Source organism: Mitsuaria sp. RG (genome assembly GCF_028369275.1).
Lineage (GTDB): Bacteria > Pseudomonadota > Gammaproteobacteria > Pseudomonadales > Pseudomonadaceae > Aquipseudomonas > Aquipseudomonas peradeniyensis.
This window is the reverse complement of record NZ_JAQMYQ010000026.1, coordinates 1-15,516: the sequence shown is the minus strand read 5'-3', so window position 1 is coordinate 15,516 and position 15,516 is coordinate 1. Positions and strand designations below refer to the sequence as shown.

The window sequence follows — 15,516 nt, the reverse complement described above, 5'->3', positions numbered from 1 at the left end:
CTCATATGGCCTGCGGTGCATCTGCGATAGGTTGCTGCAGCAAGGTACGCGGCAACTTGAAGCCCTTGAACGGCTGCTGGGTGATCGGGTTGAAGGCTTTCTCCGAACTGAGCCGATAGCGCATCACACCGTCACCGGTCTTGAAGCTCAGGTCCACCGCGGTGGCGCTGCGGCCATTCAGGGCGCCACGGCTGAGCAGGCGGAACATCGACCAGGGGCCCCGGTATTCCAGGCTGCTGCTGTTGCCATTGAGCCTGAGCAGGGTGAGGTTGCTGCGTACCTGCTGGCCAAGCGTGTTGGGCCAGATCACACCGATGATCTGGCTGGGGCCGTGGGTGTAGGAGACCAGTTGACCATCGAGGTCCAGCAAGCTGGTGCTCTGATTGGCGCTGAGCCCCAGGGGCTCGATGCTGAACTGCACGCCGAGGTTGCCGCGCGGGTCAAAGAACGTTTCGCGAATACGGTCTGCCAGGGCGAGTTGGTCGATGACTTCGTTGCGAATCAGGTAGCCATCCTGGTTCTCGGCGTACAGCGCGTCGAGGTTGTCCTTGATGAATGCGTTCAGGTACCGGTCCTGGAACTGCTGCAGGCGCCCCTTGGGCCCGAAGAACGCCTCGAAATCATCGAGGGCGGCATCAGGTCCTCCGGCCACAAAGGGATATCGTCCTGCCAGCCGCTGCTGGAAGAAGCTGTAGACGTCGGCATCCCAGCGCCGCTCGAGCTCGCGCAGCGCCTCTACGACCAGCACTTGCGCCGTCTGGTCCGCGACGGCCCTCACCTGCTGTCCGACCGGCTCTGGCAGCCCTGTCGCAACCCGCTGCAAGGTGGCAATCGGGTCCGCGCCGCTCATCGAAAAACGCTGCAGCACCGCCTGCAGAGCGGCCTTGCCCCTGTCGGGGCTGTCCTGTACCCCTCTCGCCTGGTCGTGGACGGCGGCAATCGCGCTCAAGGTTTCATCGTAATAGCTGGGCCTGTCGCCTTTGGCCTGCAGCATGTCGTTCAAGCCCAAGAAGGCCCGGCGAACACCAACCAGATGCTGGTCGGCCGCCTGCACCGCCAGATTCGGGGCCTCTGCGTTGTCCGCCAGTGTGGGCATTGCCGTATTGGCGCGCACGCTCTCCAGCAGTCGACGCAACGGCTCTGCCGGCCCGGTCAATTGCCCCAGTACCGAGACCCCGTGCTCCAGGTCGCGGAAACGGGCAATCGCGAGTGCGTTCAGGGCTCGCCGCCAGCTGTCGATATAGTCCGCACTGTAGAGGTTGTGGATACCCTCGATCAGTACTTCGCGATCAGCCGGTGAATAGTCCAACTGGCGGCGCTCGCCCAGCGCCCACTGATCGACCATTGCCAGGTCGGTGACCTGCGCGCTGCGGGGCATGAAGTATTCGCTGAAGCCCTTGGCAGTCAGCATGGGCGCCAGGAACAGGTCAGCGGGCACCTGGGCATCGCCGGACCTGAGCTGGAACACCGAATCGAAGGCAGGCCCGACCTCGTGGCGCAGGTCCAGGCCATTGTGCAACTGCTCCTGGGCCTGCTGCTTCAGGCTGACATACACCCGCTGCGCCAGTGGCACCTCACGCAGGCCTTGCTGGGCCTGGTCAAGCCGCTGGCGGAACTGTGGCAGCTCGGTATCGGCATAGGCCAGGGCGTATTGCAGGTGACGCATGAGGGCCTGCTGCAGTTGCCCCTGGCCAGGAAAGGCTGCCTGCCATTGCCGGGCCATCCACTGCTCGACCCATTGCGGCCGACGGTTGTGGCGGTCCTCGATCATCCGGTACACCCTGAGCGCGGCCATCTGCTGCTCGCTGCCCACAGGAGCGGCATCCATGGCATCGATCACTCCGCTGGCAACGGCCGGCAGGAAGCGCCTGGACAACAGGCTCAGGTAGGCCTCATCGACCCGCGGCCCCAGCAGGCGCCCCTGGTAGAGCCCCAGGTCCGCCACCACCGGCCAGGCCGATCGATAGTCGCCGAACACGGCCACTGCCTCGCGAATCTGCTCCAGTGGCGCCAGCAGGTTGCGCCCGGTAGGGTCCAGCCGCTGATCCAGTTCATGGCTGCCAAATGCCCGACTCATGTCCAGGACGCTGGCCACCTTGTCGCTGTTGGCCTCGTAGTAGCGCTGCCAGGCACTGCCCATGACGACCAGCGCCAATGCCCCGACCCCCGAGCCGGCCCACAGCAGGCGTCGCTTGCCTAGCGCCACCCTGATGTTGTCGCCGGCCAGCCCGGCCTCCGGATACACCACCTGCTGGAACAGGCGTTGGGCAAAGTACGCCTGTTGCCTGCCCTGGGGCTTGCCCTCGCTGACCGGCGCATCGGCCTTGAAGGGATGGGCCACATTGCGTTGGAAGGCGTTGAGCACCTGGCCCTGCTGAAGCATCGAGGACAGATACAGGCCCCGCACCAGTGCCGGCGTGGTGAAGCGATCACTTACCAGCATCTCGCGCAGGAACGCCAGCAGTATCGGACGCAGGCCAAGTAGCTGGCCCTGCAATGACACCAGCCGTTCACGCAGGTCGGTCTTGCCCAGTACGCCCAGGTCGTTGAGCACCTGCTCCTCGGTCCGCCTGACCAGCCAGTCGTATTGCTCGGCCAGTTCATCCAGCCAGGCATCGAACGCGCTGACGGCATCCAGCCTGAAGGTGAACCCGAGCAACCGCTCTCGCTCGGCTTGCGTCAGGCGCGCAAACAACTGCTCGAACCCATCCAGCAAATCGAACTTGCTCAGCACCACATACACAGGCAAACGCGCACCCAACTGGTTGCTTACCTCATGCAGGCGAGCCCGCAGCACCTGCGCCAAGGCCATGCGCTGCTGCGGCGTGGCCAGCTGCAAGGCGGCAAGATCGACGACCAGCACGACGCCATTGAGGGCGTTACGACTGCGCGTGCGGGCCAGCCAACCCAGCAGGTGCATCCATAGCCGCGCCTGGGTGCCAGCCGGCAGTACCGGCCTGGCCTTGTCGAGCGTGTCGGGCAGGTTGCCATCCGGGGCCTGCCGGGTCATGAGCGCCCCCGGCGGATCGATGACCACCGCATCGTCGCTGATCCACCAGTCCACGGGATAGGCCAACGCCTCGTCCTGGCGCCCGTGTGCCTGGACCTTGCCGATCCGCGTCAGGGAAAAGCGCTGGTCCGAGCGCTCCATCAGGCTGGTCTTGCCCGCGCCCTCGTCGCCCAGCAGCAGATACCAGGGCAACCGATACAGCGCACCATACCCGCCGGCATGCTCCAGGTAGCTTGCCAACCCCGCATCGAGGGCACGCTGCTGGGCCAGGAGCACAGGCAGTATTGGATCGGCGCTCGCCTCGATATCCCGCTGGCGTTCGGCCTGCAGCCGGCGAAAGCGCGCACGCAGCACGAACAGCCAGATCAGCAATGGCAACAACACCAGCAGCAGTGTGGCGACGCTGCGATGCGCCAGGCTGGCCAGTGGCTGCTGCCCGTGCCACTGCCATTGCGGCCCGAGCCACCAGATCAGCACCAGCAGCAACACCGCCCCAAGCCCCAGCAACAGCGGCATGGCCAGATTGATTCGGGACGCCAGCGGCAGGCCCCAACGTTTGAAAAGCGCCCAGAGTTTGCTCATGGCGGTTCAAGACTCCCTGTTCTGATCGTTCAATCCTGATGTCGCGGTGAACTGCTGCAGCTGCTGGTAGACCTCGGGCTCCCACGCCTCGGCAGTCATGCCACGCATGGTGCGAGCGACATTCGCGCACAGCTCCTGGGCGAGCCAGGACACGCCCCGTGAGGCCAGCAGGTCGGCGGCGATCACCGTGCTATGGCAACGCTCGCGTGGTGAGCGGTAGTCCGCTTGCAGCCCTTGCAGCTTCAACAACACCGGTTCCACGCCCTCGACCTCGAGCTGGCTGGCCAGCTCCTCGCGCAGGCCGATGAACGCCTGAGTGGCGCCATCCCCTGCCAGCGTTGCCTGGCTGCCCCTGAGCCAGGCCAGGCACTGGTCATCGACAAACGCGGTGCCATCGCTGAAGCACAATTGCTCAAGCGCCGGCAGGCGTCGCACAAACCTGGCGGTGGCACAGCGAATGGCCTCGGCGACTTCGTTCATTGCCAGGCGCGTGGCGATGCCCGCCGCCAGATAGCTGCCGCGAATCCAGTAAGGGGCGGCCGCGACACTTCGCTCGACTTTCATCAGCAGGGTCGGGTCGATCGCCGAAGCAGACAGCGCGTCCTCGTACCCGCCGACAATGTCGGCCGGCACCGCCATCAACTCGGTGCGAAGCCCCTGACGCGTGGAGGGCAGTGTCTGGATATGCGCCCACAGGCCGAAGCGCCTCAGCTGGTAGCCCGTCGGATCGTAGATATCCTGCTGGTTGATGAACTCGGCCATACCCAGTACCGCACGACGGGTCTCACGTTCGTTCCCCAGGGAGAGAGTGGTACTGGCAGGTCGAAACACATCGGTCAGTGGTGCGACGGGCGCCTGGGGTGGCGAGGATTCCTTGCGACTGGGTTGCGCAGTCCCCATCGCCTGCTCGGCCTGCTTGAGCAGCGCGCGCTCCAGCTCGCCCAGCGCGGCAGGATCGAGCTGCGCCAGGGGTGCCTGCTGTTGCAGGCAGGCCAATGCCTGCTGGGCGGCCTGCTTGCAGGCCGGGGTGTAACTGAAGCGGTCGAGGCCGGGCAGCGCCGCCGACAGGCGCCCGAGCAGCAGCCCGACCAGCTTGCGCTTGCCCAGGAAGCCCTTGGGGCCTGGCTTGGGATGGGCGCTTTCCCAATAGTGCTCGACCATGCCTGCCAGCAACGTCAGCGTGCAACACCAGCGCTCCCAGCATCCCGTGCGCAGCCAGGCGACACTGAGGTGCCCGATGATACGCAAGTGCTTGCACTGGCCGCTCAGGTAGTGACGGGAGGCTTCCTCGATGTAGGGCCAATCGATGGCGGCTTCATGCAGCCCTCCCAGCTTGACCATCTCCTGATCGATCGCCTGGTAGGTTTCGTCCTCGATATCGAAATAACCCGCTGGCGCGAGCGGGTCGACGGGCGCCAGCAACCTGGCGACCTCCTCGGTCGACACCGGCGCTACCAGCGACATGCTGTGCGCGCCTGGTCAATCAACGGGTCCAACCCCTGCGCATCGAAACGCAAGCCATCGAGGGCCGGATGATCACTGACCACAAGGATGCGCTGGGCACCCTGCAGTACCTTGATCTGCTCGATGGCGGGCAAGCCGCGCCCGGCATCCAGCACCTGGCCGTTTTCCAGCACCTGCCAGGCCAGCGAGCGGGTCGACCGATGCTCCGTACGCAGTTGCAAGGTCACCCGATTGCCCTGGACGGGTTCGGCGGTGAGCAACTGCAGCCTGGAGATGTTCTGTACACAGCTGACGGCGAGATAGGGGCGCGGCTCGGAGGTCGCGATAGCCGGTGCGGAGATCACGACCTGCCGCCGCCCTGTCCGCTTGTCGTCCTCGGCCCCCAGGATGAATGCCAGATTGTCGGGCGCTCGTCGGGTCTCGTTGGCCATGACCCGAGCCACGCTCGGGGCATCGAGCTCCGGGGCCGACCATCCCTTGCCGATCGTCGGCACGCGCGCCGGCGTTCCCGCCGCCTCATCGAAACACGCCAGGCGCTCGACATTGGAAACAATCCCCGTGCAGTCCCGCACAGGGGCTGCAAAGGTCGGTTCCAGCAGCGCGAACAATGCCAGACCAAGCACGCAACTATATGGATTGCACACCAGAATTAGACCTCACGGCTCGATGCAACTTCTTATTGGGAACATGCAAAGCAATAGAAAAAAGACAATTAGCCATCGCTAAAAAACAGACTTGACGCAAGCCTAGAACAACCTCACCACCACAAACAATCAAATATTTTCTTACATTTTTAGACTCGACTTTGATTACTTCATTTCAGCATCGTCTAAGGGCAATTTACAGCACCAAAACATTAACGTGTATATAAAAACAAATATGTAGGACCCCTCCTACAAAATTCTAAAAAACTTCCCACAAGCACAATACCCCACAAACTTCAGCATCAGGAATAAACTTACATCATGTCCAGAAACTCAAGTTCCGTTGCGCCCAAAGAGCGCATCAACATCAAGTATGTACCCGCCACGGGGGATCAACAGGCCGAGGTTGAACTGCCGCACAAGATGCTGGTGCTGGGTGACTTCGGCCTGGTCGACAACCGCAACCTGGAGGACCGCCAACCCATGCGCATCGACAAGCACAGCTTCGACAGCGTGCTCAAGGACGCCGACGTCAAGCTGAGCCTCTCGGTCCCTTCGGCACTCAACCCTGTCGCCGACGCCGAGCTGGCGGTCGAGCTGCAGTTCAGGACGATCAACGACTTCGGCCCCGACCAGATCGCTCGCCAGGTGCCGGAGCTGAACAAGCTGCTGGCGCTGCGCGAGGCCCTGGTCGCCCTGAAAGGCCCGCTGGGCAATGTCCCGGCATTTCGCCGGCACCTGCAGCACCTGCTGACGGACCAGCAGGCACGCAAGCAACTCGCGCAGGAGCTGGACCTGGTAGTCGAAGCCCCGCCAGCGGAATGAAAACGCACTTCTGACAGATGGCATATGACATAGACAACGGAGCGTCTCGGATGTCCACCACAAACAACACGACAATCACTGCCGATACCACGGCTGAAACCATCGGTAACTCGACACTGCTCGACCAGATCATGGTCGAAACCATGCTGGTACCCAGCCAGGAGGGATACCAGATCGCCAGGCAAGGCGTGGCTGCATTCATATCGGAAATGCTCAAGGACGATACCCCGGACCAGTTGGTCAACAAGCACCGGGTCGACCAGATGATTGCCGAAGTCGACCGACTTCTCGGCAAACAAATGGATGCCATTCTTCATCAATCCGAGTTCCAGGCGCTGGAGTCCGCATGGCGCGGGCTGAAACTTCTGGTCGACCGTACCGACTTTCGCGAGAACATCAAGCTGGAAGTCCTGCATGTCAGCAAGAGCGACTTGCTCGATGACTTCGACAATGCCGCGGACATCACTTGCAGCGGGCTTTACAAACATGTCTACACCGCAGGTTACGGACAGTTTGGCGGTGAACCCGTGGCGGCCATGATCGGCAACTACAACTTCGGTCCCTCCTCGCCTGACATCAAGCTGCTGAGCTATGTCGCCTCCGTGGGCGCCATGTCGCATGCCCCCTTCATCACCGCCCCCGCTCCCGAGTTTTTCAACCTGAGCAGCTTCGAGGACCTGCCCGACCTCAAGGAGGTCAAGGACATCTTCGAAGGGCCACGCTTCGCCAAGTGGCGGTCGTTGCGCGACAGTGAAGATGCCCGCCATATCGGCCTGGTGCTGCCGCGCTTCATGTTGCGCTCGGTCTATGACCGCCAGGAACACCCCATCAGCAGCTTCAGCTACGACGAAAACATCGACGCTCGACACCAGAACTACCTGTGGGGCAACGCCGCCTTCCTGATGGCCAGCTGCATCAACGACAGCTTTGCCCGTTATCGCTGGTGTCCGAACATCATCGGCCCACAATCCGGTGGCGCCGTGGACGACCTGCCGGTGCACCTGTACGAAGCCCTCGGGCAGTTGCAGGCAAAGATCCCGACCGAGGTGCTGGTCTCCGATCGCAAGGAGTTCGAGCTGGCCGAAGAGGGCTTCATCGCCCTGACCATGCGCAAGGACAGCGACAACGCCGCATTCTTCTCGGCCAACTCGGTGCAGAAACCCAAGCAGTTCCCCAAGACATCCGAAGGCTTGCAGGCACAGACCAACTACAAGCTCGGCACCCAGTTGCCCTACCTGTTCATCGTCAACCGGCTCGCCCACTACATCAAGGTGCTGCAACGCGAGCAGATCGGCAGCTGGAAGGAGCGCAACGACCTCGAAGGCGAGCTCAGCCGCTGGCTCAAGCAGTACATCGCCGACCAGGAAAACCCCTCGGCCGACATCCGCAGTCGCCGCCCCCTGCGTGCCGCGCAGATCGAAGTCAGCGACGTCGCGGGCGATCCGGGTTGGTACCAGGTCTCGCTCGCGGTGCGCCCGCACTTCAAGTACATGGGGGCGAACTTCGAGATCTCCCTGGTCGGCCGGCTCGACACCCAATGAGCAGCCTCTTCGACCGCCTGGCCAGCGACGCTCCCGCTGGCCGCCGAGAAAGCACCGGGCGCACCGTCGAGCGGATCAAACGCCACCTCGAGACGCTGCTCAACGCCCGTCGGGGCTGCTCGCAGAGCTGCCCCGACCTCGGCTTGCGCGACTTCAACGGCCATGACCAGGGCAACGGCGACCTGCTGCGCCAGGTGAGCTCGGACATCCAGCGCACGATCCGGCGCTACGAGCCGAGGATCCAGGTGCTGAACCTGCAGGGGCAGCCAGACACGGACAACCCGCTGGAACTGCACTTTCGCCTGGATTGCCAGGTGCGGGTGGAAAACCACGCCGAACAGCTGCAGATCGAACTGCTGGTCAACGGCCACAACCGCAACACCCAGGTGAGGTAGGCCATGTCGTTGAAGGACCGCTTCGGCGAAGAACTGCGCTACCTGCGCGAACTGGGGGAGGACTTTGCGCGGGACAATCCCCAGCTCAGCCGCTATCTGGGCAAGGACAGTGGCGACCCCGGCGTCGAGCGCCTGCTGGAAGGCCTCGCTTTCCTGACCGCCAAGCTGCGCCTGAAACTCGAGGACGAGGTGCCGGAACTGACCCATGGCATGCTGCAACTGCTCTGGCCGAATTACCTGCGGCCCCTGCCCAGCGCGACGATCATTCAGTTCTCGCCCCTGGACGCTTCGCTCAGCCAGGCCCAGATCGTTCCCAGAGGCTCACGCCTGTTTTCCCGGCCGGTCGATGGCGTGGATTGCGAGTTCCGCACCTGCACCGAGGTGAAGCTCTATCCCTTCACGCTCGGTGAGGTGAGCGCGACCCTGACGCCCGACAGCTCGGTCATTCACCTCCAGCTCGAGACCCAGGTGCAACGCCCGCTGAACACCCTGGGCTGCGACAGCCTGGAGTTCCACCTCGGTGGCGAGCGCAGCAACGCCCAGACCCTTTACCTGTGGCTGGCGCAATACCTCGAGCACATCAGCGTGACCATCGACGGCCAGGTGCGTCGCCTGCCGGCCAACCACCTGAGCTTCTCCGGCTTCAGCCCCGACGAGGCGTTGCTTCCCTACCCGCGCAATGTGTTCGATGGCTACCGGATCCTCCAGGAGTACCTGGTCTTCCCGCAACGCTTCCACTTCTTCAACCTGACCGGCCTGGGCAGGATCTGGCCGGCGCACGCCAGCTCCACGATCCGCATCGAGTTCCACCTCGCGCGCCCACTGCCCGGCTCGACGCGGATCGGCCCCGATGACTTCAGGCTGTTCTGCGCCCCTGCCATAAATCTGTTCGAGCACGGAGCCGAGCCCATCGACCTGTCCGGAACGGCTGACCAGCATCGCCTGGTACCCCATGGCCTGCGCCGCGACAGCCACGAGATCTTCAGCGTCGACCGGGTGATCAGCACCCGCACCAGCGCCGATGGCAGCCCTGGCGAGCAACTGCGGGTGTTCCAGCCTTTCGAGTCGTTCGCCCACGAGATCGAGCATGTGCAGGGACGCACCGCGCTGTACTACCGCTGCCGGGTCGAGCAATCGCTGCTCGGTGACGGGCTGGATCACCAGATCGCCTTCGTGCGGGGCGACGAAAGCCAGTTCATCGGTCACATGGAAACCGCCTCGATCGAGCTGACCTGCACCAATCGGGACCTGCCGATGGCGCTGGGCCTGGGCGATATCGATGTCATCAACCAGGCCACCGCGCCGTTGATCCGCTACCGCAACATCTGCCTGCCGACCCGCCCGTACCGTCCGGTGCTGGATGGCCAGTTGCAGTGGACTCTCATCTCCAACCTCTCGCTCAACTACCTGTCGCTGCTCTCGGCCGCCCCGCTCAAGGCGGTGATCGGCGCCTACGATTTCGCCGCCCTGCACGACATCCAGCAGGCCAGGGCCACGCGCAAACGCCTGGACGGCATCGGCGAGGCGCACACCGAACCGCTGGACTGGTTGATCAAGGGCCTGCCCATTCGCGGCCTGCGTACCCGCCTGCGGCTCGACCAGCAGGCCTTCCTCTGCGAAGGCGACCTGTACCTGTTCGGCTGCGTGCTGTCCCACTTCTTCGCCCTCTACGCGAGCACCAACTCCTTCCACCAGCTGGAAGTGATCAATACCACCAACAACGAGCACTACACATGGCCACTGCTGACCGGCAGACAACCGCTGATCTAGCCGAAACGCTACTCGCCGAGGCCCACCGGCACAGCTTCTTCCAACTGCTGGAGCGGCTGCATGGCTTGCACGGTGACAACCTCGAGCCGCGCTGGCCAGACACCTCCACACGCCAGCGCGTGCACCTTGCCAGCGACCCGCGGCTGAGCTTTCCGGTGGCCGATGTGCTGGCCGCCGAGCGGATCGCCGAGGCGCCGTCGCGCTATCGCGTGCGCACCACCTTCCTGGGGCTGCACGGCACCGACTCGCCCCTGCCCAGCTACTACCTCGACGAACTGGCCTACGAATACGCCCAGGGCATCGGCGTGCGCCCCGCGCTGTTCGATTTCTTCAACCACTGCCTGCTCAGCCTGCTGCACCGCATCTGGCGCAAATACCGCTACTACGTGCGCTTCCAGACCGGGGCGAGCGATGACTTCTCGCGCTACGCCTTCGCCCTGATCGGCCTCGGCGACGAACGCCTGCGTGGCGACACGCCGCTGCCCTGGAGCCGTCTGCTGAGTTTCGTCGGCGTCATTGCCAGCCGCAGCCGGGCACCCGGTGTGGTCGCCGGGATCATTGCCCACTGCTTCGATCTGCCGTCGGTGCAAATCCGCGAGTTCGAGACCCGCACGGTGACCATCGCACACCGCCAGGTGGTGCGCCTGGGACGCTGCAACGGGCAACTGGGCGAGAGCTTCATGCTCGGCGACCGCACGCGAACCCGCAGCAGCAAGTTCACCTTGCTGATCGGCGACCTCGACCTGGCACGCCTGCGCAGCCTGCTGCCCGGCGGCGTCGACTTCGAGCGACTGCGTGCACTGATCGACTTCCTGCTCCGCGACGGCCTGGCCTATGACCTCGAGCTGCGCCTGAAGCCACGTGAACTGCCACCGTTCCGCCTGCACCGCGAGCAGGGTGCACACCTGGGCTGGACCAGCTTCATCGAAGACCGCAAGGGTGAAGTCAGCCCGGTCGTGCGGATACGGGGTCGCGCATGACCAGACTCGCCCTCAGCATCGCCAATCTCGATCGCCTGCACCACGGCGTCGTCGCGTGCCATCTGTTCGACCGCGATGGCGGCATCATCGGCAGCCGCAAAGCCGACTGGTTGCTGCTGGATCGCCAGCGGCGGATTCACCCCGCTCATTGTGCGATCCGCTGGCTGGAAGGCAGCTTCTGCGTGATCGACCTCTGCGGCCAGACCCTGCTCAACGACAGCCCGCTGCCTCCCGGCCCAGGCAAGCCGGTGCGCGTGCGCGAAGGCGACTGCCTGCAGGTCGGCCCCTATCAACTGCACGCCCGCTATCAAGCCGGGCCAAGCGATCAAAGCTTCATCCGCGGCGACCTGGATGACCTGCTCAAGCCTGGCCGGCAGGCGCTCGAAGCGCTGCTGGACAGCTCGTTGGCCAGCCCCTGGCATCCCGCGCCCCGTACAGCGAGTCTCCCGGTCGATATCTGCACGCTGTTCGATCGACTTCAGGCCCCGGATCCCCTGGCCGCACTAACTGCACCGCAGCAACCGGCCCAGCCTGGGGCAAGCGCCCTGCAGCGACTCATCGCCGGAGGGAAGCCATGACGTCTCATCCACTGAGGGTAGCCACGCTTCTGCTTGCCCTCGGGTCGGCCACAGGCTGCACGGCCCTCGGCAAGATCGGCCAGGTGTTGATGGACCCTTCCATCCCAGTGGGCGCGCTGTCGGACCAGCCCACCGAGGTCGCCTTCAGCCTGCACGCCAGCCCAACCATCAACACCAACCCCCACAGCCTCGATGCGAAGGTACCCGGTGAAGCGCTGGAGCCCACGCCTTATGCGGTCAGCCTCCGTGCAGGCGATCCGCTGGCGTTGACTGAGCAGGTCGCCGGTCTGCTGGCGCATCTTCAAGCGCTGTTTCCAGCCATGTCCCCCGTGGAGCCGAACGACCAACAGGCACCGGCCCATTCACCCATGGAGCATGAAGGCCCAGGCAGCTATGACGCCAAGGACGTCCGGTTCGACGTGGCCGCCCCCAGCCAGAAAGCGACGCCGTCGATCGCCACCCCCGTCGCGATCAAGATCCTGCAACTGCGTGACGACTCGCTGCTGCGCAACAGCCTGTATACGCAACTCGACCAGGACCTCGCCAAGGCCCTGCGCAGCACCTACATCCGCGACGACGACTACCTGCTGGCACCGGGGCAGTTCAAGTTCGTGCGCTTCGAGCCCATCGCCGCCGACACGCGCTTCATCGCCGTAATCGCCAAGTTCAACGACATCACCAACGCCGACTGGCGGCAGGTGATACGCATCGCGCCACGCGGCCGTCAGGTCGTGCTCGCCGTGACCCTCGATGGCACGCAGATCCTGCTGCAGGAGGAAAGCTGATGCCCCGCCTGCAGGTCTCCACCCTCCCCCTTTATTTGGAGCGCCCATGAGCTCACGCAATCCAGTTCTCTGGCCCGAAGGCATGTTCGTCAAGCCACAGCATTTCCAGCAACAGGCCAGGGCCAGCGACGCCGCGGTCCAGCAGCGCGTCAGCAGCCTGAATGCGGCGTTCTACGGTTTCAGCGAACTGCAGCTGAACCAGGAGTACCTGAGCCTTGGCAAGGTGGCCATCACCCGGGCCCGCGGCATCATGCCGGACGGCACGGTATTCGACATTCCCGGCGACCTGCCGCCGCCGCCCGCCCTGGAAATCACCGACGACGGCACGCAACGCAACGAGGTGTTCCTGTGCCTGCCTTTGCGCACCGAAGGGGGACGCGAAGTCAGCTGGCCCGAGAGCGGCGGCAACTACCGCTACGGCGCCCAGCCCCTGGAGATCAAGGACACCCACAGCGCCGACGGCGACCTGGTGCAGGTGGACCTGGCGGTCCCCAACCTTCAACTCATGCGCGAGACCGAGGACAACAGCGCCTACTCCCGGCTGTCTCTTGCCTGGATCCTCGAGCGCCGGCCCGACGGCAGCCTGCTGCTGGACGACGACTTCTACCCCACCTGTGTCTCGATTCAGGCGGCCCCGGCACTCAAGCGGTTTCTCGACGAAGTCAGCAACACCTTGCGCGAGCGCGCGCGCAACCTCGCGGCGCGTATCGGCTCGCCCGGTCAGTCGGGGGTGGCCGACATCCGCGACTTCAATCTGCTGCAAGCCATGAACCGTTGGTGGCCGTGCTTCCAGCACCTGGCCCGTCAGCCCCATACCCACCCTGAGCAGCTGTACTTGAGCCTGAGCCAGGCGTGCGGCGAGCTGCTGACCTTCACCGACGACGAGCGCCTGCCGCCGGAGCCGCCAGCCTACCGGCACAACGCCCTGCGCCAGTCGTTCAAGCCGCTGGAGGATGCACTGCGCCGTACCCTGAGCATCGTCCGGCAACCGCGGGCCGTTTCCCTGCCATTGGTGGAGCAGCCGTTCGGCGTGCTGACCGTGACCCTGGACGATCGCCGCCTGATCGACGAAGCAACGTTCATCCTCGCGGTGCACGCCGACCTGCCCGCCGAGACATTCCAGCAGTCGTTCCTGCAGAAAACCAAGATCACCTCCCTCGAGGCACTGGGTGACCTGGTGCCGCTGCAACTGCCCGGCATTGCGCTGCGACCGATGCCCGTGGCGCCGCGGGAGCTGCCGTTCCATGCCGGCTTCAGCTACTTCGAGCTCGACCGGCGCAGCCCGAACTGGGCCGCGATGAAGGACAGCAACGGCTTTGGCCTGCATGTCGCGGGGGAGTTCCCGGGGCTCCAGTTGCAGTTCTGGGCGATACGGAGCGAATGAAATGACCGAAGCTGCCAACAATCGCCCCACTGAGCCGGGCGCCAGCCTACTGAGCGCGCTCGCCGGCGAGAGCCAGACACAGCAGTCCGTGCCGGCCCCCGCCAACGCGATGGACCACCCGGACTACGTACCCGACCCGGACTTCCAGCTCCGTGGAGCCTTCAGCAACCAGATGATCGATGCGGCGATGCCCCTGTTCGGCCTGGTGATGCGTCTGCGCAAGCAGGAAAGCCACCGGGATATCCCTTTCCTCTACAACGCCGTCTACAACCAGGTCAACGCCATCGTCGAGGAGATGCGCCGGTACGACTACGAGCCGGCCCAACTGCAGGCCCACTCCTACGCGCTGTGCCTGTATATCGACGAGGCCGTGATGTCCACGCCATGGGGCAAGAGCTCGCTGTGGAGCCAGAAGCCCCTGCTCAGCGTCTTCCACCACGAGACCTGGGGCGGCGAGAAGATCTTCACCGTGCTGTCGCGCATGATGCAGGAGCCCAAGCGCTACCAGGACGTTCTGGAGTTCATCTACCTGTGCCTGTGCCTGGGCCTGCGCGGCAAGTACGGCATCGACCCCAAGGGCGACGAGGCGCTGCAGGCCCTCATTCTCAAGCTGCGCGAAATCATCCTCGAACTGCGCGGCCCGCCCCCTGACCTCTTCGGCGACCCGCTGGCCAACGTCGCCCCGCGAGACGTGCGCCTGCGCCGCGAATGGCCCTGGTGGAGCCCGCTGATGATTTCGGCGATCGCCCTGGCCGGGCTGTACGGCTACTACCGCTACCGCCTGGACCTGCTTACCCGCGAGGCGATCGAGGCGCTGAACACCCTGCTGCAGCCGTGAACGGCGCGCCCGCAGCAATGGATTTTCGGGGCCTGCGCCCCGTTGACAAGCCCATCGAGCCCGATGGCCACGCCACTTCCCGTGTGCGTGTTTACCCACATGGATGCAGGAGATATCTGCCATGCCAACACCCGCTTACATCAAGATCGAAGGCAAGACCCAAGGCCTGCTCACCGCAGGCGCCTTCACCTCCGACTCCGTCGGCAACGTGTTTGTCGAAGGCCATGAAGACGAGATCCTGGTGCAGGAAATCAAGCACAAGGTGACCGTGCCCACCGACCCGCAAAGCGGCCAGCCGACCGGGCAGCGGGTACACAAGCCGTTCATCTTCACCAGTGCGCTGAACAAGGCGACCCCGCTGATGTACAACGCCCTGGCGTCCGGTGAAATGCTGCCCAAGGTCACGGTCAACTGGTACCGCACCTCGGTCGAGGGCAAGCAGGAGCACTTCTTCACCACCGAGCTCACCGACGCCACCATCGTCGATATCAACACCGTCATGCCCCATGCCCAGGACAAGGAGAACGCCGACTTCACGCAGTTGATCGAGGTGTCCCTGGCCTACCGCAAGATCACCTGGGATCACACCGTCGCGGGCACCGCGGGCTCCGACGACTGGCGCGCGCCCGTCGTCTGACCCGACCGCAGGGTTCCGGGCAGGCACGCCTGCCCGGGCTTCAGCCACCGTCAGAAGGCGGACAGGGACTTTCCATGCCTAAT

13 protein-coding genes are annotated in these 15,516 nt (G+C 64.4%); 10 read left to right on the top strand and 3 right to left on the bottom strand.

The genetic code is table 11. The features are described from left to right. Window position 1: 1 nt before the first annotated feature. From tssM to vasI, 3 genes are read right to left on the bottom strand one after another with little or no spacing between them, the layout of a single operon-like run. Window positions 2-3,592: a type VI secretion system membrane subunit TssM gene (tssM, locus tag POF53_RS15535; protein WP_498968405.1), complete on the bottom strand. Its 3,591-nt coding sequence runs from the start codon at window positions 3,590-3,592 to the stop codon at window positions 2-4. A 6-nt stretch (window positions 3,593-3,598) separates the two neighbouring features. Next, a complete protein-coding gene (gene tssA / locus POF53_RS15530) occupies window positions 3,599-5,056 on the bottom strand; it encodes a type VI secretion system protein TssA (protein ID WP_498968403.1) in 1,458 nt (485 codons plus the stop codon). Continuing rightward, complete coding sequence (vasI, locus tag POF53_RS15525) at window positions 5,044-5,664, bottom strand: type VI secretion system-associated protein VasI (protein WP_232857772.1); 621 nt, start codon at window positions 5,662-5,664, stop codon at window positions 5,044-5,046. Before vasI ends, tssA begins: the two co-directional genes overlap by 13 nt. Before the next feature lie 357 nt (window positions 5,665-6,021). Here vasI and tssB point away from each other — a divergent pair, with 357 nt between their 5' ends. The 10 genes from tssB (at window position 6,022) to POF53_RS15475 (ending at window position 15,433) form a co-directional block, all read left to right on the top strand. Beyond that, the gene (gene tssB, locus POF53_RS15520) at window positions 6,022-6,525 is read left to right on the top strand and encodes a type VI secretion system contractile sheath small subunit (RefSeq protein WP_254465051.1); all 504 of its coding nucleotides are present in this window, start codon (window positions 6,022-6,024) and stop codon (window positions 6,523-6,525) included. Between the two features lie 50 nt (window positions 6,526-6,575). Further along, window positions 6,576-8,066 carry a type VI secretion system contractile sheath large subunit gene (tssC, locus tag POF53_RS15515; protein ID WP_254465050.1) on the top strand — a complete coding sequence of 497 codons (1,491 nt, stop codon included), beginning with the start codon at window positions 6,576-6,578 and terminating at the stop codon, window positions 8,064-8,066. Continuing rightward, complete coding sequence (gene tssE / locus POF53_RS15510; RefSeq protein ID WP_203652113.1) at window positions 8,063-8,461, top strand: type VI secretion system baseplate subunit TssE; 399 nt, start codon at window positions 8,063-8,065, stop codon at window positions 8,459-8,461. Before tssC ends, tssE begins: the two co-directional genes overlap by 4 nt. Before the next feature lie 3 nt (window positions 8,462-8,464). Next, window positions 8,465-10,231 carry a type VI secretion system baseplate subunit TssF gene (gene tssF / locus POF53_RS15505; protein ID WP_498968400.1) on the top strand — a complete coding sequence of 589 codons (1,767 nt, stop codon included), beginning with the start codon at window positions 8,465-8,467 and terminating at the stop codon, window positions 10,229-10,231. Continuing rightward, a complete protein-coding gene (gene tssG, locus POF53_RS15500) occupies window positions 10,195-11,211 on the top strand; it encodes a type VI secretion system baseplate subunit TssG (RefSeq protein ID WP_475858929.1) in 1,017 nt (338 codons plus the stop codon). The genes tssF and tssG overlap by 37 nt, the downstream gene beginning before the upstream one ends. Next, a complete protein-coding gene (locus POF53_RS15495; protein ID WP_498968397.1) occupies window positions 11,208-11,789 on the top strand; it encodes an FHA domain-containing protein in 582 nt (193 codons plus the stop codon). Before tssG ends, POF53_RS15495 begins: the two co-directional genes overlap by 4 nt. Continuing rightward, complete coding sequence (gene tssJ, locus POF53_RS15490; RefSeq protein WP_475858931.1) at window positions 11,786-12,574, top strand: type VI secretion system lipoprotein TssJ; 789 nt, start codon at window positions 11,786-11,788, stop codon at window positions 12,572-12,574. The genes POF53_RS15495 and tssJ overlap by 4 nt, the downstream gene beginning before the upstream one ends. Window positions 12,575-12,620: 46 nt before the next feature. Continuing rightward, window positions 12,621-13,958 carry a type VI secretion system baseplate subunit TssK gene (tssK, locus tag POF53_RS15485; protein ID WP_498968395.1) on the top strand — a complete coding sequence of 446 codons (1,338 nt, stop codon included), beginning with the start codon at window positions 12,621-12,623 and terminating at the stop codon, window positions 13,956-13,958. Between the two features lies 1 nt (window position 13,959). Next, window positions 13,960-14,796, top strand: a complete 837-nt coding sequence (icmH, locus tag POF53_RS15480; protein ID WP_498968393.1) for a type IVB secretion system protein IcmH/DotU — start codon at window positions 13,960-13,962, stop codon at window positions 14,794-14,796. 121 nt (window positions 14,797-14,917) lie between these two features. Beyond that, window positions 14,918-15,433, top strand: coding sequence for an Hcp family type VI secretion system effector (locus tag POF53_RS15475; protein ID WP_062574481.1), 516 nt, complete (start codon window positions 14,918-14,920; stop codon window positions 15,431-15,433). Window positions 15,434-15,516: the final 83 nt, after the last annotated feature.

Coding starts and splice junctions, on each gene's coding strand:
- tssM (WP_498968405.1), bottom strand. CDS start 3,592: ATGAGCAAACTCTGGGCGCTTTTCAAACGTTGGGGCCTGCCGCTGGCG.
- tssA (WP_498968403.1), bottom strand. CDS start 5,056: ATGTCGCTGGTAGCGCCGGTGTCGACCGAGGAGGTCGCCAGGTTGCTG.
- tssB (WP_254465051.1), top strand. CDS start 6,022: ATGTCCAGAAACTCAAGTTCCGTTGCGCCCAAAGAGCGCATCAACATC.
- tssC (WP_254465050.1), top strand. CDS start 6,576: ATGTCCACCACAAACAACACGACAATCACTGCCGATACCACGGCTGAA.
- tssE (WP_203652113.1), top strand. CDS start 8,063: ATGAGCAGCCTCTTCGACCGCCTGGCCAGCGACGCTCCCGCTGGCCGC.
- tssF (WP_498968400.1), top strand. CDS start 8,465: ATGTCGTTGAAGGACCGCTTCGGCGAAGAACTGCGCTACCTGCGCGAA.
- tssG (WP_475858929.1), top strand. CDS start 10,195: ATGGCCACTGCTGACCGGCAGACAACCGCTGATCTAGCCGAAACGCTA.
- POF53_RS15495 (WP_498968397.1), top strand. CDS start 11,208: ATGACCAGACTCGCCCTCAGCATCGCCAATCTCGATCGCCTGCACCAC.
- tssJ (WP_475858931.1), top strand. CDS start 11,786: ATGACGTCTCATCCACTGAGGGTAGCCACGCTTCTGCTTGCCCTCGGG.
- tssK (WP_498968395.1), top strand. CDS start 12,621: ATGAGCTCACGCAATCCAGTTCTCTGGCCCGAAGGCATGTTCGTCAAG.
- icmH (WP_498968393.1), top strand. CDS start 13,960: ATGACCGAAGCTGCCAACAATCGCCCCACTGAGCCGGGCGCCAGCCTA.
- POF53_RS15475 (WP_062574481.1), top strand. CDS start 14,918: ATGCCAACACCCGCTTACATCAAGATCGAAGGCAAGACCCAAGGCCTG.